This window comes from Actinomadura miaoliensis (assembly GCF_039536785.1).
Lineage (GTDB): Bacteria > Actinomycetota > Actinomycetes > Streptosporangiales > Streptosporangiaceae > Spirillospora > Spirillospora miaoliensis.
The window spans coordinates 1,829-23,215 of sequence record NZ_BAAAZG010000044.1 but is presented as its reverse complement, the minus strand read 5'-3'; the positions used below and the strand labels follow the sequence as shown (position 1 = coordinate 23,215).

The 21,387-nt window shown below is 71.7% G+C and carries 23 protein-coding genes; 12 read left to right on the top strand and 11 right to left on the bottom strand.

Annotation, left to right across the window (positions count from 1 at the left end):
* Positions 1-81: 81 nt before the first annotated feature.
* The 3 genes from ABD811_RS28290 to ABD811_RS28280 are packed head-to-tail and all read left to right on the top strand — an operon-like array spanning position 82 to position 1,199.
* Positions 82-345 carry a hypothetical protein gene (locus ABD811_RS28290; RefSeq protein ID WP_344953783.1) on the top strand — a complete coding sequence of 88 codons (264 nt, stop codon included), beginning with the start codon at positions 82-84 and terminating at the stop codon, positions 343-345.
* On the top strand, positions 338-625 hold the full coding sequence (locus ABD811_RS28285) for an SH3-like domain-containing protein (protein ID WP_344953780.1): 288 nt from the start codon (positions 338-340) through the stop codon (positions 623-625). The genes ABD811_RS28290 and ABD811_RS28285 overlap by 8 nt, the downstream gene beginning before the upstream one ends.
* Positions 612-1,199, top strand: a complete 588-nt coding sequence (locus tag ABD811_RS28280; protein ID WP_344953777.1) for a nitrile hydratase subunit alpha — start codon at positions 612-614, stop codon at positions 1,197-1,199. The genes ABD811_RS28285 and ABD811_RS28280 overlap by 14 nt, the downstream gene beginning before the upstream one ends.
* 111 nt (positions 1,200-1,310) lie before the next feature.
* Here ABD811_RS28280 and ABD811_RS28275 read toward each other — a convergent pair whose 3' ends face one another.
* A complete protein-coding gene (locus tag ABD811_RS28275; RefSeq protein ID WP_344953774.1) occupies positions 1,311-2,597 on the bottom strand; it encodes a cyclic nucleotide-binding domain-containing protein in 1,287 nt (428 codons plus the stop codon).
* 941 nt (positions 2,598-3,538) lie between these two features.
* Between ABD811_RS28275 and ABD811_RS28270 the strand changes: the two genes are divergently transcribed.
* The 5 genes from ABD811_RS28270 (at position 3,539) to ABD811_RS28250 (ending at position 7,731) form a co-directional block, all read left to right on the top strand.
* Positions 3,539-4,411, top strand: a complete 873-nt coding sequence (locus ABD811_RS28270) for a helix-turn-helix domain-containing protein (protein WP_344953771.1) — start codon at positions 3,539-3,541, stop codon at positions 4,409-4,411.
* A gap of 273 nt (positions 4,412-4,684) precedes the next feature.
* A complete protein-coding gene (locus ABD811_RS28265) occupies positions 4,685-4,897 on the top strand; it encodes a DUF397 domain-containing protein (protein ID WP_344953768.1) in 213 nt (70 codons plus the stop codon).
* Between the two features lie 833 nt (positions 4,898-5,730).
* Entirely contained in the window at positions 5,731-6,405 is a 675-nt protein-coding gene (locus ABD811_RS28260) for a cellulose binding domain-containing protein (RefSeq protein WP_344953765.1), read from the top strand.
* Between the two features lie 85 nt (positions 6,406-6,490).
* Positions 6,491-6,754, top strand: a complete 264-nt coding sequence (locus ABD811_RS28255) for a hypothetical protein (protein WP_344953762.1) — start codon at positions 6,491-6,493, stop codon at positions 6,752-6,754.
* Positions 6,751-7,731 carry a sigma-70 family RNA polymerase sigma factor gene (locus ABD811_RS28250; RefSeq protein ID WP_344953759.1) on the top strand — a complete coding sequence of 327 codons (981 nt, stop codon included), beginning with the start codon at positions 6,751-6,753 and terminating at the stop codon, positions 7,729-7,731. Before ABD811_RS28255 ends, ABD811_RS28250 begins: the two co-directional genes overlap by 4 nt.
* 351 nt (positions 7,732-8,082) lie before the next feature.
* On the opposite strand, the gene ABD811_RS28245 is transcribed toward ABD811_RS28250, so the two are convergent.
* The 4 genes from ABD811_RS28245 to ABD811_RS28230 form a co-directional block, all read right to left on the bottom strand.
* Complete coding sequence (locus ABD811_RS28245) at positions 8,083-8,892, bottom strand: alpha/beta fold hydrolase (RefSeq protein WP_344953756.1); 810 nt, start codon at positions 8,890-8,892, stop codon at positions 8,083-8,085.
* A 294-nt stretch (positions 8,893-9,186) separates the two neighbouring features.
* The gene (locus ABD811_RS28240) at positions 9,187-10,290 is read right to left on the bottom strand and encodes an XRE family transcriptional regulator (protein ID WP_344953753.1); all 1,104 of its coding nucleotides are present in this window, start codon (positions 10,288-10,290) and stop codon (positions 9,187-9,189) included.
* Entirely contained in the window at positions 10,287-11,000 is a 714-nt protein-coding gene (locus ABD811_RS28235) for a hypothetical protein (protein WP_344953750.1), read from the bottom strand. The genes ABD811_RS28240 and ABD811_RS28235 overlap by 4 nt, the downstream gene beginning before the upstream one ends.
* Positions 11,001-11,053: 53 nt before the next feature.
* Positions 11,054-11,809, bottom strand: a complete 756-nt coding sequence (locus tag ABD811_RS28230) for an alpha/beta fold hydrolase (RefSeq protein ID WP_344953747.1) — start codon at positions 11,807-11,809, stop codon at positions 11,054-11,056.
* 101 nt (positions 11,810-11,910) lie between these two features.
* Here ABD811_RS28230 and ABD811_RS28225 point away from each other — a divergent pair, with 101 nt between their 5' ends.
* On the top strand, positions 11,911-12,453 hold the full coding sequence (locus ABD811_RS28225) for an HAD domain-containing protein (RefSeq protein ID WP_344953744.1): 543 nt from the start codon (positions 11,911-11,913) through the stop codon (positions 12,451-12,453).
* Here ABD811_RS28225 and ABD811_RS28220 read toward each other — a convergent pair.
* The 3 genes from ABD811_RS28220 to ABD811_RS28210 all read right to left on the bottom strand — a co-directional run bounded on the left by ABD811_RS28220 (position 12,440) and on the right by ABD811_RS28210 (position 14,862).
* Positions 12,440-13,264, bottom strand: coding sequence for an EamA family transporter (locus ABD811_RS28220; RefSeq protein WP_344953741.1), 825 nt, complete (start codon positions 13,262-13,264; stop codon positions 12,440-12,442). The two genes, ABD811_RS28225 and ABD811_RS28220, sit on opposite strands and share 14 nt — an antisense overlap.
* A gap of 4 nt (positions 13,265-13,268) precedes the next feature.
* Positions 13,269-13,796 (bottom strand): MarR family transcriptional regulator, encoded by a 528-nt coding sequence (locus tag ABD811_RS28215; protein ID WP_344953738.1) that lies wholly within the window; start codon positions 13,794-13,796, stop codon positions 13,269-13,271.
* Between the two features lie 127 nt (positions 13,797-13,923).
* A complete protein-coding gene (locus ABD811_RS28210; protein WP_344953735.1) occupies positions 13,924-14,862 on the bottom strand; it encodes a carbohydrate kinase family protein in 939 nt (312 codons plus the stop codon).
* A 153-nt stretch (positions 14,863-15,015) separates the two neighbouring features.
* Between ABD811_RS28210 and ABD811_RS28205 the strand changes: the two genes are divergently transcribed.
* Together ABD811_RS28205 and ABD811_RS28200 are read left to right on the top strand one after the other, a co-directional pair.
* Positions 15,016-16,236 (top strand): FAD-dependent oxidoreductase, encoded by a 1,221-nt coding sequence (locus ABD811_RS28205; RefSeq protein WP_344953732.1) that lies wholly within the window; start codon positions 15,016-15,018, stop codon positions 16,234-16,236.
* A gap of 109 nt (positions 16,237-16,345) precedes the next feature.
* Positions 16,346-17,611 (top strand): sialidase family protein, encoded by a 1,266-nt coding sequence (locus tag ABD811_RS28200; protein ID WP_344953729.1) that lies wholly within the window; start codon positions 16,346-16,348, stop codon positions 17,609-17,611.
* On the opposite strand, the gene ABD811_RS28195 is transcribed toward ABD811_RS28200, so the two are convergent.
* Together ABD811_RS28195 and ABD811_RS28190 are read right to left on the bottom strand one after the other, a co-directional pair.
* Entirely contained in the window at positions 17,608-18,876 is a 1,269-nt protein-coding gene (locus ABD811_RS28195; protein ID WP_344953727.1) for a WD40 repeat domain-containing protein, read from the bottom strand. The two genes, ABD811_RS28200 and ABD811_RS28195, sit on opposite strands and share 4 nt — an antisense overlap.
* 394 nt (positions 18,877-19,270) lie before the next feature.
* Positions 19,271-20,164, bottom strand: a complete 894-nt coding sequence (locus ABD811_RS28190; protein WP_344953724.1) for a hypothetical protein — start codon at positions 20,162-20,164, stop codon at positions 19,271-19,273.
* Positions 20,165-20,275: 111 nt separating this feature from the next.
* Between ABD811_RS28190 and ABD811_RS28185 the strand changes: the two genes are divergently transcribed.
* Positions 20,276-20,854: a hypothetical protein gene (locus tag ABD811_RS28185; protein WP_344953721.1), complete on the top strand. Its 579-nt coding sequence runs from the start codon at positions 20,276-20,278 to the stop codon at positions 20,852-20,854.
* A gap of 92 nt (positions 20,855-20,946) precedes the next feature.
* Here the strand turns inward: ABD811_RS28185 and ABD811_RS28180 are convergent.
* The coding region (locus tag ABD811_RS28180) for an SAM-dependent methyltransferase (RefSeq protein WP_344953719.1) at positions 20,947-21,387 on the bottom strand (441 nt) is incomplete at its 5' end.

Genomic DNA, 21,387 nt, shown 5'->3' with positions numbered 1-21,387 from the left:
AAGGGGAGTCGGCGGCGCGGCCATTTACCGGCCCGCACAGCGGCTTGTGCATCGGGGCGAGAGGCGGGGTAGCGTCGGATTATGAGCAGGGTGCACGACATGGGCGGCCAGGACGGGTTCGGTCCCGTGCCGGTCGTCGTGGGGGACGAGCCGCCGTTCCACGCCGACTGGGAGGCTCGCGTGTACGCGCTCAACATGACGCTGGTGCGCAACGGGGCGTACCACTTGGACGAGCTTCGCGACGCCATCGAGAGGCTTCCGCCGGAGGTCTATCTGCGTAGCTCGTACTACGAGCGCTGGCTGCTGGCCATAGAGAACCTTCTGGAGGAGAAGGGCCTTGGCTGACGACGGACGCGCCGCCGTGTACGGGCCCGGGGACCGGGTGCGGGTCCGCGCCGTCGACCCGCCGCACCACACCCGTGTGCCGCGCTACGTGCGGGGCCAGGTGGGCGAGGTCGTCGAGACGCACGGGGCGTGGCCGTTGCCGGACGACCGCGTCCGCGGCATCGACCCGCCGCGCGTGGAGACCGTCTACAGCGTGCGTTTCGCCGCCCGCGACCTGTGGGGGACGGGCCGGCACACCGTCGCCGTCGACCTGTGGGAGTCCTACCTTGAGCCATGCTGACTCGCCGGTGGCCGCGCGCGTCCGCCGCCTGGAGGAGCGGGCGATCGCGGCCGGGCTCACCAGTGACCAGGAACTGGACGCGACGCTCGGCCGGTTCATGCGGGACGCGTCGCCCACGAATGGTGCCCGGCTGGTGGCGCGCGCCTGGACCGACCCCGCCTTCCGTGAACGCCTGCTGGCCGACGGCAACGCCGCGGCCGCGGAGGTGAGGCTCGGCACGTCCGGTTCGGTGCCGATGAGCTACCGGCTGAAGGTCGTGGAGAACACCGCGCGCGTCCACAACGTGATCGTGTGCACGTTGTGCTCCTGCTATCCGGTGTCGCTGCTGGGGCCGTCCCCGTCCTGGTACAAGAGTCACGCCTACCGCGCCCGGGTGGTGCGGGAGCCGCGCGAGGTGCTCGCCGAGTTCGGTCTGACCCTGCCGGACGAGGTCGAGATCGCGGTGTGGGATTCCAGCTCGGAGGTGCGCTACATGGTGCTGCCGCGCCGTCCCGACGGCACCGAGGGGCTGGCGGAGGACGCGCTGGCGGCCCTGGTCACGCGGGAGGGGCTCATCGGCACGGCCGTCCTGTGAGGCGCGGCCGGTGACGCCTCATGACGAGCGCCAGGGGGCGGAGACGAGGGAGGGCGCAGAGGCCGGGCGCGGGGTGGACCCGGCGGTGCGCGCAGCGGTGAGAGGCGGCGGTCAGGCCGCGGGCGGGATGGTGGCGCTGGACAGGTGCATCCAGCCCGTCAGTTCCGCGTCCTTCACCTTGCAGGTCACGCGCTGGTAGCTGGCCGGGTTCACCAGGCCCGGAGCGTGCGCGATGACGAACTCGTAGACGAAGGCCGAGGCGATGAAGCCGACGTCGGCCTGGGTCCGGTCGAGCCATTCCTTGAGGATGGGCGCGTTCAGCAGCCGCGCCGTCTGGATGATCGCCAGGCCGGAGACGCCCTGGTCGTCCGGCACGACGGGGCCGACGTGCAGCGCGACCCGCAGCTGGAAGCGGGTGGCCTCGCCGGCGGCGCGGTTGTGGCGGCGCAGCCCGGCGGTGAGCAGCGCGAGCATCGGATCGACGAGGCGGCGGGTGGGGATCTCGGCGGGGACGATCACGAGGGCGCCGTCGCCGCGGTCCTCGCGGTGGCACGGTTCCCAGGGGACGTCAGAGTCCTCCAGCGCGCCGCGCAGCAGGTCGTACATGACGCGGCGCACGACGAGCCGGTCGTCGTCGGTGCGGTGTGTTCCGCTGAACCGCACGATGTCGGTGAACAGGATCGTGCAGTTCTGCCCGGCGCGGATGTCGGCCACCGGTGCGGTCACCGGCGCGGACGCCTTGGGGGAGGGCGCCACGGCGTCGTCCGCCGCGCGCGGGTGGGGCACCGCCGGGGCCACCACGGGCCACGGGGAGTCGTTCGCGTAGGCGGAGGTGGCGGTCTGCTCGGTGAGCCGGTCGTACATCTGCTCCTCGATGACGCGGAGGATGCGCGGATGCTCGGCCAGGACGGCGGCGAACGCGCCGGTGGACACGCGCAGCGCGTGGACGGTGTCCAGCGCGACCACGGTGGCCGAACGCCGCCGCACCTGCATGGCGGCGCGCTCTCCGATCAGGTCGCCGGGACCGCGGACGGCGATGATCCGCTCCCAGCCCTTGCGCCGGACGCAGATCTTCACCCAGCCGGACCGGATGACCAGCACGTGGCCGGCGGCGTCGCCCTCGCGCCACAGCACGTGACCGATCGGCAGCCCGACCGTCTCGGCGTCCCTGGCGAACGCTTTGCGTTCGGCGTGGGTGAGGGCTCCCCAGAACCCGCGGCCGGTGGCGGGCTGGGCATGGGCCGCCGCGGTCGGCTGGACGTGGGCGGCGGGCTTTGTCGGCTGGGCGTGGTGATGTTCGCGCACGGCCTGCTGGCGGCGCGTCCTGTCGAGGGACCGCAGGGACGGACGGCTGACGATCGCGTCCGGGTCGTGCCGGTGGGGGTGGAAGGTCATCATCGCGCCCTCCCGAGCCGGGTGCCGTCCCTCTGTGCCGCGCGCGGGCGGCCGGGCGAGGGGACACCGGACGGGATGGGCGTACGGCGAGGGGTGCGGAGCGACGTCGTCAGGGAGCTCGACGGCCCGGTCGGGGCCGCGGGACGACGGCGCACAGAAATGACGTCGGCTTTCCGACGCGGATTCTGCTGTGTACGCATGGTCGAGAATCCCAAGTCTCGAAGGCGGCTTGCGCGGGCACCCGGATCCGGTCGCGTGGCCTGGGAATATCGGGCGATGGAGCGGTGGGTAATGCGCAAGTCGCGGTCACCTATAGCCTCTGCCGCTTGATCGCGGTTAGACTGGGTGAGTCCGCTGGAGGTGTTTTGCCTGGTCAAACGGCCGAACTGCGGCGATGACGCGGGGCGGTCACGACTCGGCGAACTCATCTGACGGCTCCGAAGGGTCGCCCTCCGCTTTCCTTCGATTCGCTTGGCTGGCTACCGGTGATCGATGGAGAGCGCAGGGTGGCCCTTGGCTTTTCCAGGTGAATGCTCGGAATGTCGATGCCTGCGGGACCTCCTTTGTGCGGACGGCCCGGCGTGGGCGCCCCGGGCGTGGCGGGGCCGGTGCGGGCCGGCCGAGCGGAACGCCGACCCGGAATCCTGACCCTGCGTCAAGATCGTTTCTTTACTCTAACATGCCGTGACGCTGTATGTCAGCGCGTATCCTGTTAATCTGCTACCTAGCACCGTACAACATGGTCTAGTGCCGCGCAGCAGTACGCAAGCTGAATTCCGCGTTACCGGCCACGTGACGGAGGGGTGTTGGGGTACAACGGAACGGCGACGCCGGGGGTCAGCTGTCGAGTTGCAGGTGACCGGCGCGCCAGGTGCCCGACTGCCAGGTGGCACATCGGCATGTGATATCGACCACACTGCGACTACCTAGAGTGAGCGTTTGCGATGGCTAGTGATCAGGGCCCGGTTGTACAGAGCGCGCTGTTGCGAAGTGAGCTCGTCAGGCTCCGTAAAGAGAAGGGAATGACGCAGGAGCAGGTGGCACGGGCTCTGGAGTGGTCCCCGTCCAAGGTCATCCGGATCGAGGGCGGAAAGAACGCCATCACCCGGACCGACCTGCAGGCCCTGCTGATGGTCTACGACGTGACGTCGGAGAGCCGGCAGGAGAGATTGCAGGCCCTGGCCCGCGGTGCCCGCGAGCCCGCCTGGTGGAACGCCTACAAGAACGAGCTGGACGACACTTTCCTGAACTTCGTCGGCTATGCGGCCGGGGCGTCCTTCATCCGGAACTTCCACGGCACGGTGGTGCCCGGCCTCCTGCAGACCCGCGAATACGCCGAGGTGCTCGCCACCGGCATGGCCAACCCCACGAGCCGGGCGCTCGCCGTCAAGCTGCGCATGCAGCGCCAGGAGGAACTCGCCAGACGCGAGAACCCGCCCCGGCAGTACTACATCATCGACGAGGCCGTGATCCGCCGCCATGTCGGCATCCAGACCGACCCGGTGATCATGCCGAACCAGTTGCGCCACATCGCCGACTCCGCCGAGCGCAGCGACCTGCTGACCGTCCGCGTGATCCCCTTCTCGCGAGGGGCCCACCTGGGCATCTACGGGCCCTTCACGCTCCTGGAGTTCGAGGGCGGCCTCGGCGACGTCCTGTATCTGGAGGGCCGTCCGGGCACCAGCGCGATGATCACCGGCGACGAGCCGCGCATCGCCGAGTACCGCGACAACTTCGAGGTGCTGCTGGAGGAGGCGCTGCCGGCGGGCGAGTCCCTCGAGCTGATCCGGCAGGCCGCCGAGGACCTGATGACCTGACCGAGAATGCCGCTCCGGCATCCCTGACCTCGATCGACGCGGAGGTGAGCGCCGCACCGACACCCCTAGGCCGAGTGGGCGTCATAGCGACATCACGTGATCTTGTGCTCCCGGTGTAGGCGGGATAACTGAAACCGTTTACACTCTTGTCCGGGAAATTTTCCACAAGGTCGTGGTTCGTCATGCCCTGCTCGGCTTTGGGCCTGGTGGGTGATCTTGTCTGGATGACTCGTGCGACAGGCCCCGCCGGCGACATTCACAGAGGGGTGCTGGATGGCCGATCGTCCGTCGTCGAGGAGCCGGCTCGCCTGGCGCAAGAGCGGCGCAAGCCAGGAGGGTGACGAGTGCGTCGAGGTGGCGGCGCACGAAGACCGCGTGCTCGTCAGGGATTCGCGTGATCGCTCCGGCGGCATGCTCGTCCTGGAACCGACGCAGTGGCGCGCGTTGCTCCACCACATCAAGAACGGCGACGCCGAACCGCGATGAGCGGCTCAGCCAGGCCCGCCGTGTCCACGTCCGGGACGGTCAGACGTCGTTCGGTGACGCCCTCCCGGACGCGCTCCCGTCCATGCCGACATGACTAACGCACGATTAGGCGTCCACAGTTTTACGTAGCCGTGCCATCGTCCGAAACGGACGGCGGCGTGCTCCCGCAAAGCGTCCGTATCGCCAACGGGCCTGTTGCGCATCGCGAAACCCCCGCGCGGGCGCAAGAAGACTGCACGGGGGGTGACTGCGTGGGATCAAACGGTGGGTGACGATGCCGCATGAACTGATCGCCCCGGAATGTGGGCCTTGACCGGACCCTCCATCTGCGGTGCTGACGTGCGTGAACACGTGGAGTTGTGCCGGGGGTGCAGCGGCGTCCTGGGATGAGGGGCGGAGTCGCGGGGTGTGCGTGAGGCGTAGCGGAATGTGTTTCCGCAACGAAGGTGGGCGTCGTCTCCTGCGGATTGTGCGCCATCGCCCTGGGCGGGCGGTGCGACGTCATGCGCACTTGCCGGTCGACGGAAGCGGCGAAAGTTCTACCCAACGTGTCGTTTTGTTCGCGATGGGTTGGACTTTGTCGCGGAGATGCAAGCAGCCGACGAGAACGGACGCGTTCTGGGCATTCCGAGCCCCCTTCGTCCATTAAGATCTTCGCGGCATTGTGCGTGGGTGGGGCGCGGGGACGGGTGTTCCCCGGGTGAGGGACGACGCTCGGTGGCCTTCTTGGTACGACCGGAAGGGACGCCATGGCAGAACGCAGGGCAGGATCGACGGGGCGCCGCCGTCAGGGGGGAACGCGACGGCGGCCCAAGGCGGGGACGCTGGCGAGCGTGCGCGGCTTCCGGCCGTCCGGTATCGCGTGGGCGGCCGGCGGGGTGGGGCTGGTCACCTTCGTCGCCACGATCCTGGTGATGAGCATGGTCTTCGGGGGCGGCCGGGGCGGCGATGACGCACGCGTCCCGCAGGCCGCCGCGGAGTGCGAGCCGTCCGCGTGTGCCGACGAGTCGCCGGCCGTCCCGCAGGTGAGCGAAGGGCCGGCGGGACGCGATCACAAGAGCGAGCCGAGCCCGACGCGGTCGGCCTCCGCGTCCCCGTCTCCGTCCGCGTCGCCGTCCTCCGCTTCGCCCTCCTCCGCGTCACCCACGCCGCGGGCGACGCGGAGCCGGACCGCCTCGCCGTCCCCGTCGAGGCCGTCCCGGACGAACGGGCGGGTCACGATCAGGTACGTCACCGCCAACGACTGGCGGGGCACCTTCCACGGCTCCTACGTCGTGGCCAACGAGAGCGGTTCCGACCTGCCGTCGTGGCGGCTGACGTTCAGCTATCCGCCCAGGAAACTGACGGCGCTGTGGCCGCAGACGTGGCAGCGCTTCGGGCACACGATCGTGGTCAGCGGCGGGGCGCTGCCCCGGGGCGGCAGGACGACGATCTTCTTCCAGGGCAACGGCGATCCGCTGCGTCCGTACTCCTGCACATTCAACGGAACCGCCTGCACGCCGGGCTGAGAAACCCTCTTCTTCGGGTTTGGGGTGTGCTCTGCGGGTATTTAAGGCGCCTCCCGGAAAAGGCAGTCGAGCCGAGGGGACGCCCATGGTTCGCAAGAAGATGGAAGGCGACGAGACCCAGCGCCGCAAGAAGGCCCGCGAGGCGAGGGCGGCGGGTTCGTCGCCGAGCGCCGAGAACGTCACCACCGGCGCCTCGAAACAGCCCCACACGCGGCCCGGACAGGAGCCGCACCGGCACGCCGACCGGCTGGAGGACATCCACCGCGGCAAGCAGCAGGACGGCGGGCCCCACCCCAAGCCCGGCTACGGGGTTCCCGCGTCCAAGCGCCATCGCGACGAGCGAGGGTGAGCAGGGTGGCCCGCGCTTACAAGAACCATCCGCGGTACGAGCCGTCCGGGCCCGACGAGGAGCGGGACCTGCTGGGGCAGTACCTGTCGCAGATCGGTGCGACGGCGTTGCTGACCGCCGAGCAGGAGGTCGAGCTGTCCAAGCGGATCGAGGCCGGGCTGTACGCACGGCACCTGCTCGACGCGGGTGAGAGCGGGCGTACGCCGCGTACGGCCGACGCCACGCGCGAGGAGCTGGAGGCGCTCGCCCGGGACGGCCGGCTGGCCAAGGACCACATGATCAGGGCCAATCTGCGGCTCGTGGTGTCGGCCGCCAAGAAGTACGCCGGACGCGGGCTGCCGATGCTCGACGTGATCCAGGAGGGCAATCTCGGGCTGATCCACGCGGTCGAGAAGTTCGACTACGCCAAGGGATACAAGTTCTCCACCTACTCCATGTGGTGGATCCGGCAGGCCATCGGCCGCGGGCTGGCCGACAAGGCCCGCACCGTCCGCCTGCCCGCCCACGTCCTGGAGGAGCTGACCCGGCTGGCGCGCATCGAGCGCCGTCTGGAGACGGCGGGCCACGAGCCGACCGCCGAGGAGGTGGCCGCGGCCGCCGGTCAGCCCGTCGACAGGGTCGTCGACCTGCGCCGGGCCGCGCGCGAGACCCTCAGCCTCGACACCATGGTCGGGGAGGACGGCGAGACCCGCGTCGGCGACCTGATCGCCGACGCGACCACCGTGCCGGCGTCCGAGGTCCTGGAGTTCGAGAACCTCGCGCAGGAGCTGCGCGCCCTGGTGGACGAGCTGCCGCCGCGCGAGGCCCTGATCCTGACCCTGCGGTACGGGCTGCACGACGGCCGTCCGCACACCCTCCAGGACATCGCCGACCGGATCGGCCTCACCCGCGAACGCGTCCGCCAGCTCGAGAAGGGCGCGCTGGCGCGCCTGCGTGATCCATCTCGGCGGGATCCTCTTCTGGCCTGGGTGAGCTGACCACGCGGCGAGACCGGGCGCCCTCTGGCATGCCCAGGTCACGGGGGCGCGCCGCCCTCAGGATGGCGGGCGTCGACCTGCCGTCCTTTGCCGGACGGGGCGGCGCGCTGAGAATCTCAAGTGGAGGATCGAGAAACGCCGCCCTGGGTAATGCGATCATCGCGTAGAGTAATCAAGTGGTCTCGTCGGGGTGCCGTGTCTCCCGTCGTTCGGTAAGCGGACATCCGGACGGCGGATTCCTGTCCCGCGAGGCCTGCCCACCGCACCGCGTCCGGAAGGCCGGCGGCCTTTCCGTCGACCCCCAGGTCGTCGGCGCATGGCCGGTGCGGTGGGCGTTCGTTCCGTCCCGGGTCAGGACGCGGTGTCGACGCGCCGCCACAGGTCCCGCAGTGCGTCGTTGATGAGCGCCGGCTGCTCGGTGTGCGGATAGAACCCGGGGACGCGCAGCCGTTCGGCCCCGATCCTGTCGGCGATGAAGTCGGCGGCGGCCAGCAGCGGCTCACCCGCGTACCGGCGGTAGGCCTCGGGGGCGTCCTCCCAGGTCCCCGTGATGATCAGGGTGGGCCATGAGGCGTCCGCCAGCGGCTGGAGGGGCACGTCGGCGTCCCAGCAGGGGCGTTCGCGCATCGCCGCCCGGGTGGCCCGCAGGCGCTCGGGGGTCGGCTCGGGCATGGGCAGGCCGAGTCCCTCGGTCGACATGCGCAGATAGTCCTCCGGCGACAGGTCCGGGGGAAGCTCCGCGGTGGCCTGGCGGCTGCGGCGCAGCGCCTCCGCCACCACCGGATGGTCGGCCGCCGGGCGAAGGGCCCCCGGCTGGATGAGCGTCAGCGAACGCACCAGGTCCGGCCGGCGTGCCGCGGCGAGCATCGCGGCCACCCCGCCGTAGGAGTGCCCCACCAGGTGCGCGCCGCCGGGGACGTTCGTCAGCAGGCCGACGATGTCGTCGGCGTCCACCTCGTAGTCCGTGCGGTCGATGTCCGGGCTGGCGCCGTGCCCGCGCCGGTCGACCATCAACAGCCGGTAGGAGTCCGCCAGCGGTCGCTGCGCCCCGAACCCGTACCGGTCGTCCGTTCCCCAACTGATCACACCGTGCACGAAGACCGCCGCTACTTGCGCCGAACCCCCGCTGTCGTCCCACACGGTCACGTGGATGTCCGTCACCACACCCTCCTTGAACGATGTCCAAGTGCATTAAACACCGTTCAATGACCCCACCGCGACCGCCCCCTGCACCCTGAGGATGTGAGCAGCCCGCACCAGGCACCCCGCCGATCTGGGCCATGCGGTGCCCTGGGCCGTGCGGGTGTCCTGGGTCGTGCCGGTGGCTGGGGTCTTGCGGCGGCGTGGGTCGTGCGGTGGCTGGGATTATGCGGTGGCTGGCGTCGTGCGGCGGTCGGGGTTATGCGGTGCCCGGGGTCGCGCGGTGGCTGGGGCGGTGTCTGGGCGGGGGAGGGGCTATTGGGAGCGGGTGGGGACGAGGAGGTCCAGGTCGGCGCGGGTGACGTGGGCGCGTTCGGCCAGGTGGTCGCGGTCGATGCCCGTCTCGGTGGTCAGTTCCACGGCGCGGGTGAGCATGGTGGGGCCTTCCAGGGGGCGGGCGGGGCCGGGTTCCTGGCGGCGCCAGCCTTGCCGGCTCATGGCGGTCATCGCGTTCCGGTACGCGGACTCGGTCATGATGCCCAGCGTGCGGGCGCGGAAGAGGAGGGCGGCCATGCTGACGCCCCAGGTGGCCTTGAGGTCGGCCAGGCGGTCCCAGTCGGCGGTGCGGGGGAGCTGGTCGGCGATGTCCTCTTCGGGCATGAGGAACTCGGCGGCGAAGCGGTGCGCCTGGTCCTCGATGACCTTGCTGCCGGGTTCGGCGTCGGCGTGCATGACCAGGTGGCCGAGTTCGTGGGCGCCGTCGAAGCGGTTGCGCCAGTAGTCGCCCTTGGCCGGGTTGAACAGCACCATCGGACGGGGGTGGGCGCCGATGCTGAACGCGTCGACCCGCTCGGTGGACGGCGGCAGGATCAGCACGATCACGCCGTGCTTCTCCAGCAGCCGGACGACGTGCGGGACGGGGCCGGGCTCGTCCAGCAGCGCCTTGCGGGCCAGGCGCGCCGCCTCCACCGGGCCGGGCCCGGCGATCTCCTCCGGCGACACCGGGTACTCGGGCAGGTCGGCGGGCGGGAACTCCACCAGGTCCTCAAGGGCGGCGACGATGTCGGCGGCGATCCGCCCGAAGGCCAGGGCCTGGTCGCGTTCGATCTGGGTGGCCGAGCGCAGGGACCGGAAGTGGGCGTGCGCGGTGTCGAGCGTGACGGGGCTGCGTCCGGCGTGGAAGAACTCCACCGGCACACCGAGCGCGATCGCCAGCCGCGACAGCGTGACCTCGGACGGCGGATGCACGCCGCCCTCGTAGCGGCCGATGGCGGCCGGGGTGGTGCCGACCGCCTGGGCGAGCTGGTTCTTGCGCAGCCCGCGCAGCCGGCGCGCCAGGGTCAGCCGTTCGCAGTCGAACAGCAGCCGTGCCTCGGCGAGCCGCCTGGCCGTGCGGTCGTCGGTGGTGGGGTCGTTCACTTGGCCGTTTCGATGCTCGTCCGTCTCCTCGTGGTGCCGTGCCGCCGCTGCTGCCGCTCGCGCAGGCGTACGGGGGCGTCCGCCTCGTCGTCGGTCCACAACGGCAGGGTGGGCTCGACGAGCTTACGCCGTGGATCGGGGCCGAGGGCGTCGTCGTCCAACGGCCGCAGCCAGTGCCAGGCCGGGCCGCCGTCGGCGTTGAGCCGGGGACGCCCCAGGTACAGCTCCATGTCCAGCGGTTCCTCGGTGGCGCTGTGCGCGAGGACGAGCGTCACCACCCCGGGCGTGTCGCGTGCGGGCTCGATGCCCAGATCGAGGGCGAGCTGCGGGTCGTCGGGGAAGTCCTGCCGCGCCACGGCCTGCTTGGTGGGGCTGGACCGGTCCCAGCGGATGGCCCGCACGGCGCCGAACTCGTGCCGTTTGAGCAGCACGCGGTACCGCCCGTACCGCCACCCGGGCGAACCGTTGAGGTCGTCCCGCACCACCGCCGGACGGTCGCCGCCGTCGGCGCGGCGGCCGATGCGGAACACCCGGTCGAGCCAGCTCTCCAGCACGTCGAACGACGCGTAACCGAACGAGCGCTCCTTGAACCCCGCCGAACGGCTCAGCGTGCCGAAGACGGCCAGCGTCGCCTCCCGGTGCGCCTCACGCGCCGCATGCAGGAAGCCCGCCGCGTGCAGCTCGTCCCACGCCTCCTGATCCTCGGCCATGCCGCGACTATAGACACGCCCACCGACAATTCCGCCGGGCCGCGGCGTCCGGGTCAGGACGCGAGGAAGTCGGCGATGGCGGTGCCGAGGTCGCGTTTGGTGACGGCGCTCATGTGGTCGCCGGGGATCTCGACGTAGCTGCCGTTCAGCAGGGAGTCGGCGAGGGCCTCGGCGGAGCCGTTGTCGTTGTCCTTGGCACCCGCCAGCACCAGCGTTGGGACGGTGATGCGGGCCAGCTCCTCGGGGGAGGTGTCGACGAAGGAGTCCAGGAGGCGCAGCAGCGCCTCGGGGTCGCCGCCGACCGTCTTGAGGAACGCCTCGGCCTTCCATGCGGCCGAGCCGCGTTCGAACGTGCCGAGGTTCGTCAGGACGTGCCGGAAGTGGTCGCTGCGGCCGCCGGCGTCGACGATGCCGTCCAGGCCCATGCCCGCGACGATCGCGCGGCGGGGGGTGGCGCCGCGCGCCAGCATGCGCACGACGGTGCGCCCGCCCAGCGAGTAGCCGCCGAGGTCGTAGTCGGTGAGCCCGAGGGTCTCCAGCAGGGCGAACCCGTCGTCGGCCAGCACGTCGGGCGGGTAGGCGCCGGGGTCGTGCGGCTTGCCGCTGTCGCCGTGCGCGCGCAGGTCCGGCATGATCACCCGATGGCCGCGCGCCGCGAGCTCGGCGGCGTGGCCGTAGCGGATCCAGTTGACCGTCGCGGTGGAGAAGTAGCCGTGGATCAGCACCAGCGGCCGTCCCTCGCCCACCTCGCGGTACACCAGGTCCACGCCGTCGCGGCCCTGGAAGTGACGGACGGGAAGATCAGTCATGCGCGGCTTCCTTGTCGGATCGACCCCACGTTCGACCCCATGGTTCGCATGGTTCCGGCCCGCCAGCATAGATGACCCTCCGCCCCCGGTACGTTGGCGGGGTGGCAGGGCGAATCGCCGGTGCGCCCCGGCCCGGGAGCAGGGTCTCGGCGCGCCCTCTGCTGTACCTGGACGTGGACGGTGTGCTCAATCCCGAGAATCCGCGCGATCCCGGCCGGTTCGCCGAGCATGCCGTCGGAAGGCTGACGGTCAGGGTGTCGGACGAGCACGCGGAATGGCTCGTCCGGCTCCGCGGGACCTATGACCTCGTGTGGGCGACGACCTGGGAAGGTTACGCCAACGAGTACATCGCGCCGTTGCTGGGGCTCCCCGAGCTGCCGTACGTGGACTTCTCCGGCTACCGGGCCCGGCCGGACGATCCCAAGTGCCCGCCGTTGCTGATCCCTCAAATGCGGAAGTGGGCGCCGATTCTGCGGCATGCGGACGGACGCAGGTTCGCCTGGGTCGACGACGTCATGCCCATGAGGGTCAGGAGGCAGGCGTTCCTCCACAGGGGCATGTTGCTGGTGAAGGTGCGGCCGGGGGATGGGTTGCGGTGGCGGCATGTGGACAGGTTGTTGCGGTGGGGGGTCAGCCGGTCGTGAGGAGGGCGACGGCGGCTGCGGCGCCGGTCAGGCCCAGGGTCTGCCACCGGGTGAGGCGTTCGCGCAGGGCCGTCACGCCCAGCAGGACGGGGATCGCCGGGTAGAAGGACGACAGCACCACGGCGACCACCATGAGCTGCTGGCGGGTGGCGGCCAGGTAGAAGGTCAGCGCGAGCGCGGCGGTGGCGCCGATCGCGGCGGCCTGGAGGGTCGCGACGAGCGAGGGTTTTTCGGCGCGGACGAGCAGCGGCAGCAGGACGAGGGTGGCCGCGACCCGTCCGGCCAGGACGGGCCAGATGCCCGCGTCGGAGCCCGCCTGGGCGAGCGCGACGTACTGCAGCGCGACTCCCGTCCCGGCGATCAGCCCGTCGGAGGCGGCCGCGGTGCCGGACGGGTCGTCGTCAGGGGTCCGCGACACCAGCCACAGGGCCGGGACGGCGACGGCGACGCCCAGCCACGACGCGGCCGACAGCCTGTCGTGCAGCACCGCCACCCCGATCACGACGGGCAGGGCGACGCCGCTCACCGCGCTGACGGGCACCACCACGCTCATGGCGCCCCGGCTCAGGCCCCGGTACAGGAACAGCATGCCCACGGCCGTGCCCACGCCGGACGCGGCTCCCCACGCCAGGTCGGCGAACGTCACGGAGGACGCCGGGATCACCGGGGCGAGCAGGACGGTGAGCGCCAGCCCGCCCGCCTGCCCGGCCACCGCGACGACGGCGAAGCTCGCGCGGCGTGACAGCAGGCCGCCGGTGAAGTCGACGATGCCGTAGCAGACCGCTGAGGCGAGGGCGAGCAGCACGCCCATGCGGTCAGCGCTCCCGCTCGCGTTCGCGTTCGGCCTGGCCGACGGGGCAGGTGGCGTGCTGGACGCAGGAGTGGCGGTCGCACAGACGGCACATCAGCTGCGCGTTGCCGACCACGTCGTACAGCCGGGTCAGGAGCTTGGCGAGGAGGGCGGCGAGGGTCTGCTGCTCGTCGTCGTCGAGGGCGTCCAGCACGTCGGCGAGGGGCGCGCCGCGTGCCCGCAGCAGTTCGCCGGCGACCCGGCGGCCGGCCGCGGTGGGCTGGACGGTCACCATGCGTCCCAGACCGGGCCGGCGTTCGACGAGTTCGGCGGCTTCCAGGCCGTCGACCATGCGGGCGGCCGCGGACTGGCTGAGCCCCACGCGGCGGCCGAGCTCGGTGACGCTCACCCCGCCGCCCGCCGACAGGATCACCAGCGCGGCGGCACCGCTGGCACTGACACCGGCCGCCCGGGTCGCCCCGGACAGGGCCAGGTCGGTGACGGCCAGAGCGGTCGCCCCCAGCAGGTTGGCCGTCCGCTGCCTATCATGCATGACTCATGCATAACATCCGTCCGTCGCCGCACGCAACTGGAGCGTGATCGCCTGTCTCTGGCGCGTGATCAACTCGGGTCGCCGGGGATGCCCGGCCGCGTCGGCCTCGTCCGCGGGAGCGCGGGGACTATTCGTCGTGTGGGGACGGCGCGGCGGCCTGGAGTTCGGCGGCGGTCGGCGGGTCGGAGCCGACGCGCGTGCAGGTGATGGCGGCGGCCGTGACGCAGCGGGTGAGCACGCCCGTCAGCTCCTCGGCCGACGACGGCAGCGCGAGCCGGTCGCCGGTCGCGGCGCCGGAGGCCAGGGCGTCCAGCAGGGCGGCCTGGAAGGCGTCGCCGGCGCCGACGGTGTCCTTGACCTCGACGGACGGTGCCGGGACGCGCACATGCGCGTCGGCCGTGAGGGCGAACGCGCCGTCCGCGCCGAGCGTGACGACGACCAGCCGGGCGCCGCGCGCCAGCAGGTCGCGTGCGGCGTGCTCGGCGGTCATGTCCGGGTAGAGCCAGGCCAGGTCCTCGTCGCTGGCCTTGACGACGTCGGCGACCTCGGCGAATCGGTCGCAGGCGGCGCGGTAGGCGGCGCGGTCGCGCTGGACGGCGGGCCGCACGTTGAGGTCGACGGCGACCGCCGTGCCCGGCCGTTCGCGCACCCGGCGGCAGGCGTCCAGCACGTCGGACGCGCCGGGCTCGACCACCAGCGCCAGCGAGCCGGTGTGCAGGACGGCGGTGTCGGCGGGCACGTCCAGCTCCCGCGGATCCCAGGCGGCGAGGAACTCGTACGACGCCGAACCGTCCTCGCCCAGGTAGGCGATGGCCAGCGTGCTGCGCTCGGTGACGCTCGGAGCGCGCCGCACCTCGACGCCGATGGTGTCCAGGTGGGCGCCGATCAGCGTGCCGGGCGGGTCGTCGCCCCAGGTCGTCACGAGGGTGACGGGGCGTTCGAGGCGGTGCAGCCCGACCGCGACGTTCGCCGGGCTGCCGCCGGGCACCGGGAGCACCTGCGCGGCGCCGGCCCTCCAGAGCAGGTCGACGAGCACCTCGCCGACGACGGTCACGCGGCTGCGCATGGTCGTCCTCCGTTCGTGGGTCCCGGCGGGTTGCGGCCGCCGTTGGCAGGCTAGACCGTTCCGCATCCTCTCGCGATTCGAGATAGTTGACATCGACTAATCGGTCGCACATAGTTGTAAGCAACTATTCGCCGAAGCGGGAGGGGACGAGACATGACGACGGTGAAGACCGCGCTGGTCATCGGGGGCGGGATCGCCGGTCCGGCGGCGGCGATGGCGCTGCGGCGGGCCGGGATCGAGGCGGTCGTGTACGAGGCGTACGCGGAGTCGTCGGCCGACGGCGTCGGCGCCATGCTCGGCATCGCGCCGAACGGGATCGAGGCGCTCCGCATCATCGGCGCCGACGAGGCGGTGCGCGCCGTGGGCCAGCCCACCCGCAACATGCTCATGATGGACGGCCGGGGCAGGCGGATGGGCGCGTTCCTCGCTCCGCAGGGGCTGCCGCCGGGGGTCGCGCTGTGGCGGACCGACCTGCACCGGGCGCTGCGCGACACCGCCCTCGCCCAGGGCGTCACGTTCGAGCACGGCAAGCGCCTGGTCGGCGTCGAGGAGAGGCCCGACGGGATCACCGCGCGGTTCGGCGACGGCACGACCGCGACCGCCGACGTGCTGGTCGGCGCGGACGGCATCCGCTCGACCGTCCGCACCCTCATCGACCCGGACGCCCCCGAGCCCGACCACGTCCCGCTGCTGAACTTCGGCGCCGCGGCCCGCACGACCGTCCCCGGCGACCCGGAGAACATGTACTTCGTGTTCGGCAGGCGCGCGTTCCTCGGCTACTGGCCGCAGCTCGACGGCACCACCGCCTGGTTCGTCAACCTCCCGCACCGGGCGCGGACCACGACGGCCGAGGCCCGGCGCACGCCCCCGGACGAGTGGCTGCGCCGGCTGCGCGAGGTCGTCGGCGACGAGACGCCCGGCCGCGACCTGCTCGCCCACACCGACCCGGAGGACCTGATCGTGCTCGGCACCATGGGCATCATTCCGAGCGCGTCGCGCTGGTACCGCGACCGGATGGTGCTGGTGGGCGACTCGGTCCACGCGCCGTCCCCCAGCTCGGGGCAGGGCGCGTCACTGGCCGTGGAGAGCGCCGTCCAGCTCGCCCGCTGCCTGCGCGACCTGCCGGACGTGCCGTCGGCGTTCGCCGCGTACGAGCGGCTGCGCCGTCCCCGGGTGGAGAAGATCGCCGCCCGCGCCGCCAAGACCAACGGCACCAAGGCGCTCGGCCCGGTCGGCACCGCGTTCATGCGGCTGTTCATGCCGATCGCGACCCGCACGTTCCTCAGCGGCGAGAAGACGCTCGGACCCGAGCAGCGCTACCGCATCGACTGGGACGCCCCCGCCGACGCCTCCGCGTTGGTGAACTCCGCCTGAATTCTGATCATGCCCCGCTGCGCCGAGATCGTTCGCCGCGTATCGTCCTGATTGATCGACTTTCGACGGGGATGGGCGGTTCGGTGTCCGGCCCGGGAAGCGAGGACACATGAAGACGGCGTTCCGGGCCCCGGCCCTTCCCGCGGCGGCGATCCTGTTCGCGGGGACGGCTTTCGTTGGAGTGACGGCCGTTCCGGCGCGGGCCGCGGACGACCCGGCGAAGTCCGCCACCCCCGTCCACTCCGCCACGGTGCTGTTCAAAGGCGGCCGCACGGAGTCGCTGAACGGCATCAGCTACCACTCGTTCCGCATCCCGTCGATCGTGCGCACCAAGGCCGGCACGCTGCTGGCGTTCGCCGAGGGACGCGCGTCCAGCAACAAGGACTGGGGCAACATCAACCTCGTCTACAAGCGCAGCATCGACAACGGCGCGACGTGGTCGGGCCTGAAGGAGGTCGTCGGCGCGGGGCAGGGAACCTGGGGCAACCCCACCCCGGTCGTCGACATGCAGACCGGCACGATCTGGATGTTCATGTCGTGGAACCCGGCGGGCTACAGCCAGACAGGCGGCTACGACCCCGACACCGGCACCACCACCACACCGATCACCAAGTGGGGCGACCGCCGCACCTACCTGATGCGCAGCACCGACGACGGCGTGTCGTTCAAGGGCCTGGACGGCACGTCCACCCCCACCGACATGACCGAGACGCTCACCCCGAAGAAGAAGGCCAACGGCGCCGAATGGGCGTGGGACGCGATGGGGCCCGGCAACGGCGTCTACACCCGCGAGGGCCACCTGGTCGTCCCCGCCCAGCACCGCAACATCGTCAGCACCGACCACGGCCAGACGTGGCGGGTGCAGAAACTCGGCGAACAGACCGGCGAGGCCACCATCGCCCAGCTCGCCGACGGCACCCTCTACCGCAACGACCGTCCCACCACGTCCACCTGGGAGACCGCCAAGCGCCGCTGGGTGTCACGCGGCAGCGCCACCGGCACGTTCTCCGCCTTCGCCCCCGACGACACCCTGCTCGACCCCAAGTGCGAGGCGTCGGTGCTGCAGTACAACAACGACGCCCCGGCCCGCACCGTCTTCCTCAACCCGGCCAGCACCGTGCAGCGCGCGGACAAGATGCGCGTGCGTATCAGCTATGACAACGCCCGCACCTGGCCCGTCAGCCGTCCCCTCAGCGACGGCCCGCTGCCCGCCGGGGCCGGCACCGAGGGCGGCTACTCCAGCATGGCCAAGACCTCCGACTACCGCATCGCCGCACTGGTCGAGAGCAACCTCGACACCTCCAGCAACGGCACGTCCTACCGCTCGATCATCTTCCGCAAGTTCAACCTCTCCTGGATCCTCAACGGCGGCTAACCCGCTCGCCAGAGGCGGAGGAGGTCGGCGTCGAGTTCGGCCAGGCGGTTGTCGGCCGGATGGTGATGCGTCGGGACGAAACCGGGCACCTCACCGGTGAGCTCCCCGGTCTTGTGGTCCCAGATCCGCAGGCTGTCCGGGTCGGACGAGTACAGGCGGCGGCCGTCGGCGTGCAGGCGCCCCTCCGGCCCGGCGAACCGCGCGATGCGCGTGCCGGACTCCGCGGAGAAGATCTCCACGCCGGGGATCATCGCCTGGTCGTCGCGGCCGATGCCGCTGATCGCGAAACGCGACTCGTCCAGCCAGCACATCGGGACGTTCCAGTTGTACGGCACCAGGCGCAGGTCGCGGACCGACGCCCCGTCCTCGGACTCGTAGACGTTCTCGTGACGCCATGCGTGCGCGTCCCACAGGCGCGGCAGGCCCACGGGAGCCCAGACCCAGCCGTCCGACGCCATCCATCTGCCGTCGGGGGACGGGCACAGCGTGCCGTAGAAGTAGTCGAGGTAGTGCGGTGTGCGCTTCTTGCCGGGGGGCTCGAACTCGCGCGGGGTGACGTTCTCGCCGGTGGCGGGGTCGGACAGGTCCACCCGGTTCCACCCCGACCCGTGCGCCAGGAGGACCTGGCCGTCGACGCGCGTGAACGCGGCCGGGAACGGGGTCTGCTCCACGTGGTAGTGGCCGCGGTCCAAGCGCATGGGGGTGCGTCCCGTGGACGTTTCGACGACCGTGCCGTACCGCCCGAAGTCCACCACGACCGCCGCGTACGCCCCGTCGGGCGAGGCGTGCAGCCGATACCGGGGGGCGTCGCGCGGGGTCCGCCGGGAGTCCATGTCCGGCAGCCGGACGTCGCAGGTGCCGACGACCTCGCCGGTGTCGGCGTTCCACCGCACCAGCCGTGAGCCGTCGAGCAGCAGCCATTCCCCGGCGCGGTCGGCGACCGGCGCGACGTCCAGCGGAGCGAACGGCAGCCGCCGCACGTCGACCGACCCGTCGACCGGCTCGGGACGGCGGCGCACCTCCGGCTCGCCGACCACCGCGACCACCGCGTCGTCGTCGGCCCTGTCGACGCAGCCCTCGCAGGCGACGATCAGTTCCGGCTGCCCGTCGTCCTGCCCGCAGTCCGCGCAGCACAGGTCGTACTCCACCCCGACACCGCGCAGCACCCAGACCTTGTCGTGGTCGTCGGCCCGCTCGCCCACCAGGTGCCGACAGAGCCTTCGCTCACCGGCATAGGCGACATGTCCACACGGCAACACGTCCATCCCGCCCAGCCTAGGCGCCGCCCCGCCGCCACCGATCAGAAACCGCCATCCCGATCCGGCCTGGCAGCACCGGTCGCAGGCCGCCCAGAGCCGACCGTCGCGGCCGATCGGGCGACCACCGCCGCACATGACCGTCGCACCCGGAGAGGCGTCACCGGCTGCCGTGAAGAGCGATGCCGCAGGACGATAGGTCACGTCACGCCCGGCCGCACCGGTGGAGCGACGACCGTCGTCGCCGTTGCGGCGGACGATGACGGTCCGGTCCGGCCGGGCGGGCGCGTCCGTCGCGGGCGGTCAGAGGCGGCCGTTGCGGTGGAGCGACGACCGTCGTTGCCGTTGCGGCGGACGGCGACGGTCGGGTCCGGCCGGTTGGGCGCGTTCGGCGCGGGGCAGGTCAGAGACGGCCGTTGCGGTGGAGGATGTCGAGGGCGCGGACGGTGGTGTGGCCCCGCCAGTCCAGGACGCCCGCGGGCGAGATCTGGGCGTAGTCGACGATCCAGCCGCCGTCCTCCTGCTGGAGCGAGGCGAGACGGTCCAGGTCGGCCGAGATGACGTCCGGGGCGAACAGCGCGCGTGCCGGACGGTCGGGCAGCGGCGCGAAATCCAGCGGGTGGAGGGTCTCCTCCTCGGTGCCGCCTTCGACGTGCATTCGTCCGTCCTCGGGAATGTGCCGCCGCATGCGCTGGAGGAGTTCGGCGGCCTGCTGCGGGTGCGTGTCGTGCACCGCGTCCAGGAAACGGACGACGAACGCCAGCACGTACGCGTGGGGCGTCTCGTCAAGGGACGAAATCGTGTCCAGGCAGTAGCGGGTGGCGCGCTCCAGCCACGGGTGCCCGGCCACGGCCGGATCGTGGATGGCGACGCGGTGGGCGGCGGCAGCGGTCACCGACGTGATCTGCAACGAGGACACCGTGGGATCGGCGCCCGCCCACCAGGGCGCCGTACCGGCGGTGGTGGACAGCGGCAGAACGAAAGGCAGGCCCCCGTCCGGCAGCGTGACCGCCTCCAGCCAGTCGCACAACGCGCCGGCCTGCGGGGACGTGGCCGGAGCGATGTCCTCGAACACCTCGAAGGCGTGCAGCGCCGCCCCGGGCTGGCTCTCGGGCGCACGCAGGTCCGGCTCCAGCCCCCACCCGTAGCCGCCGTCCGCGTTCCGGTACCCGTCGAGGGCGGCGAGCACGGGGGCGGGATCGCCGGTCTCGGACGTCAGCAAGTCGAAACGGCGGCGGTCCAGGACACGCGCATGCGTGGCCATGAACGCGCCGGCCGCGGAAACATCGATGGTCATGCCCACAGCATGCTCTGGCCGAGGCCGCGAGATCTTGTAGGAAACGGTCACGGTCTGCATGCGATGGGCTCGTGAGCCGGGCCGGGCGGACGTGCCGGTATGGTGCGCGCCGTGTCCGACGAATCGATGCTGAAACGCCTGCGAAGCGATCCGGCGGCCGTCGATCTCCTGGCGGGGGTGTTCGAGTTCGACGTGTCGCGCACCGCTCCCGTCGAGCCGGTGCGGTTGGCCTCGGGCGCGAAGCTCGACGTCATCGCCGGCGACGGCGCGGGAGGCTCCTACTTCCTGTGTGGAGAGGGCGGCCGCCGTCCGGTCCTGTACGCCACGTCCGAAGGGCAGGCCGGCCTGATCGCGGCGGACCTGACGGCCGTCATGGAGTTGATCGTCGGTGCGCCGTTCTGGCGGGACTGCCTGAAGTTCTCGGCGGGCGGGCGGTTGGAGGAGATGCGCTCGGCCGCCCTGCGCTGCGAACCGGAACTCGTTGAGGACACCCCCGATATCGAGGAGCGGCAGGCCCGGCTGCGCGCGACCTTGGGGCTCGGCCGAACCCCGGTGGGGGCGCTGCTCACGGCATTGCACGCGGCTGTGACGGCCACGGCACCGGACTTCGTGCTGCTCGGCCCAGAGGGTGATGAGTACGAATCGCTGTGCAACACCTTCCGGGTCAGCGACAACCCCGCCTGGCGCTGACGCTCGTGAACGGGCCTCCGCGCCAGGTGCGGGCCGCCCGGCCGGCCGAGGCCGTGTACGTGCTGCGGACGGGTCGTTCGCCCCTCGGGCGGTCAGGGCTTCCGGGCGACGCCGCCGAACGAGTCGATCGGCTGGAGGTTCTCGATCTGGGGGAAGTCGGGACGCCACAGCGGCGTGGAGACGACGCCCGGTTCCACCAGTTCCAGACCCTCGAACAGGGACTCGATGAACTCGGGCGTCCGGGCGTGGTACGGCACCGTCCCGGCCTCGGCGCACAGCCGCAGCGCCTCGCCGCGGGCGGTGGCCTCGGCGGGCGTCCACTCGTCGACGCCCAGCACGTTGGTGCCGTCGTTGACGGACACGTAGCTGCCGGACGGCAACGCGTCGACCAGGCGCCGCACGACGCCCCGGGGGTCGTCCTCGTCGGGCACGTTGCCGACGATGCCGAGCAGCAGCAACCCGATCGGCTCGGTGAAGTCGAGAACGGCCCCCGCCTGCTCGATGATCGTCTCAGGACTGCGGATGTCGGCCTC

Coding starts and splice junctions, on each gene's coding strand:
- ABD811_RS28290 (WP_344953783.1), top strand. CDS start 82: ATGAGCAGGGTGCACGACATGGGCGGCCAGGACGGGTTCGGTCCCGTG.
- ABD811_RS28275 (WP_344953774.1), bottom strand. CDS start 2,597: ATGATGACCTTCCACCCCCACCGGCACGACCCGGACGCGATCGTCAGC.
- ABD811_RS28270 (WP_344953771.1), top strand. CDS start 3,539: ATGGCTAGTGATCAGGGCCCGGTTGTACAGAGCGCGCTGTTGCGAAGT.
- ABD811_RS28265 (WP_344953768.1), top strand. CDS start 4,685: ATGGCCGATCGTCCGTCGTCGAGGAGCCGGCTCGCCTGGCGCAAGAGC.
- ABD811_RS28255 (WP_344953762.1), top strand. CDS start 6,491: ATGGTTCGCAAGAAGATGGAAGGCGACGAGACCCAGCGCCGCAAGAAG.
- ABD811_RS28235 (WP_344953750.1), bottom strand. CDS start 11,000: ATGGCCGAGGATCAGGAGGCGTGGGACGAGCTGCACGCGGCGGGCTTC.
- ABD811_RS28230 (WP_344953747.1), bottom strand. CDS start 11,809: ATGACTGATCTTCCCGTCCGTCACTTCCAGGGCCGCGACGGCGTGGAC.
- ABD811_RS28220 (WP_344953741.1), bottom strand. CDS start 13,264: ATGGGCGTGCTGCTCGCCCTCGCCTCAGCGGTCTGCTACGGCATCGTC.
- ABD811_RS28215 (WP_344953738.1), bottom strand. CDS start 13,796: ATGCATGATAGGCAGCGGACGGCCAACCTGCTGGGGGCGACCGCTCTG.
- ABD811_RS28210 (WP_344953735.1), bottom strand. CDS start 14,862: ATGCGCAGCCGCGTGACCGTCGTCGGCGAGGTGCTCGTCGACCTGCTC.
- ABD811_RS28205 (WP_344953732.1), top strand. CDS start 15,016: ATGACGACGGTGAAGACCGCGCTGGTCATCGGGGGCGGGATCGCCGGT.
- ABD811_RS28200 (WP_344953729.1), top strand. CDS start 16,346: ATGAAGACGGCGTTCCGGGCCCCGGCCCTTCCCGCGGCGGCGATCCTG.
- ABD811_RS28195 (WP_344953727.1), bottom strand. CDS start 18,876: ATGGACGTGTTGCCGTGTGGACATGTCGCCTATGCCGGTGAGCGAAGG.
- ABD811_RS28190 (WP_344953724.1), bottom strand. CDS start 20,164: ATGACCATCGATGTTTCCGCGGCCGGCGCGTTCATGGCCACGCATGCG.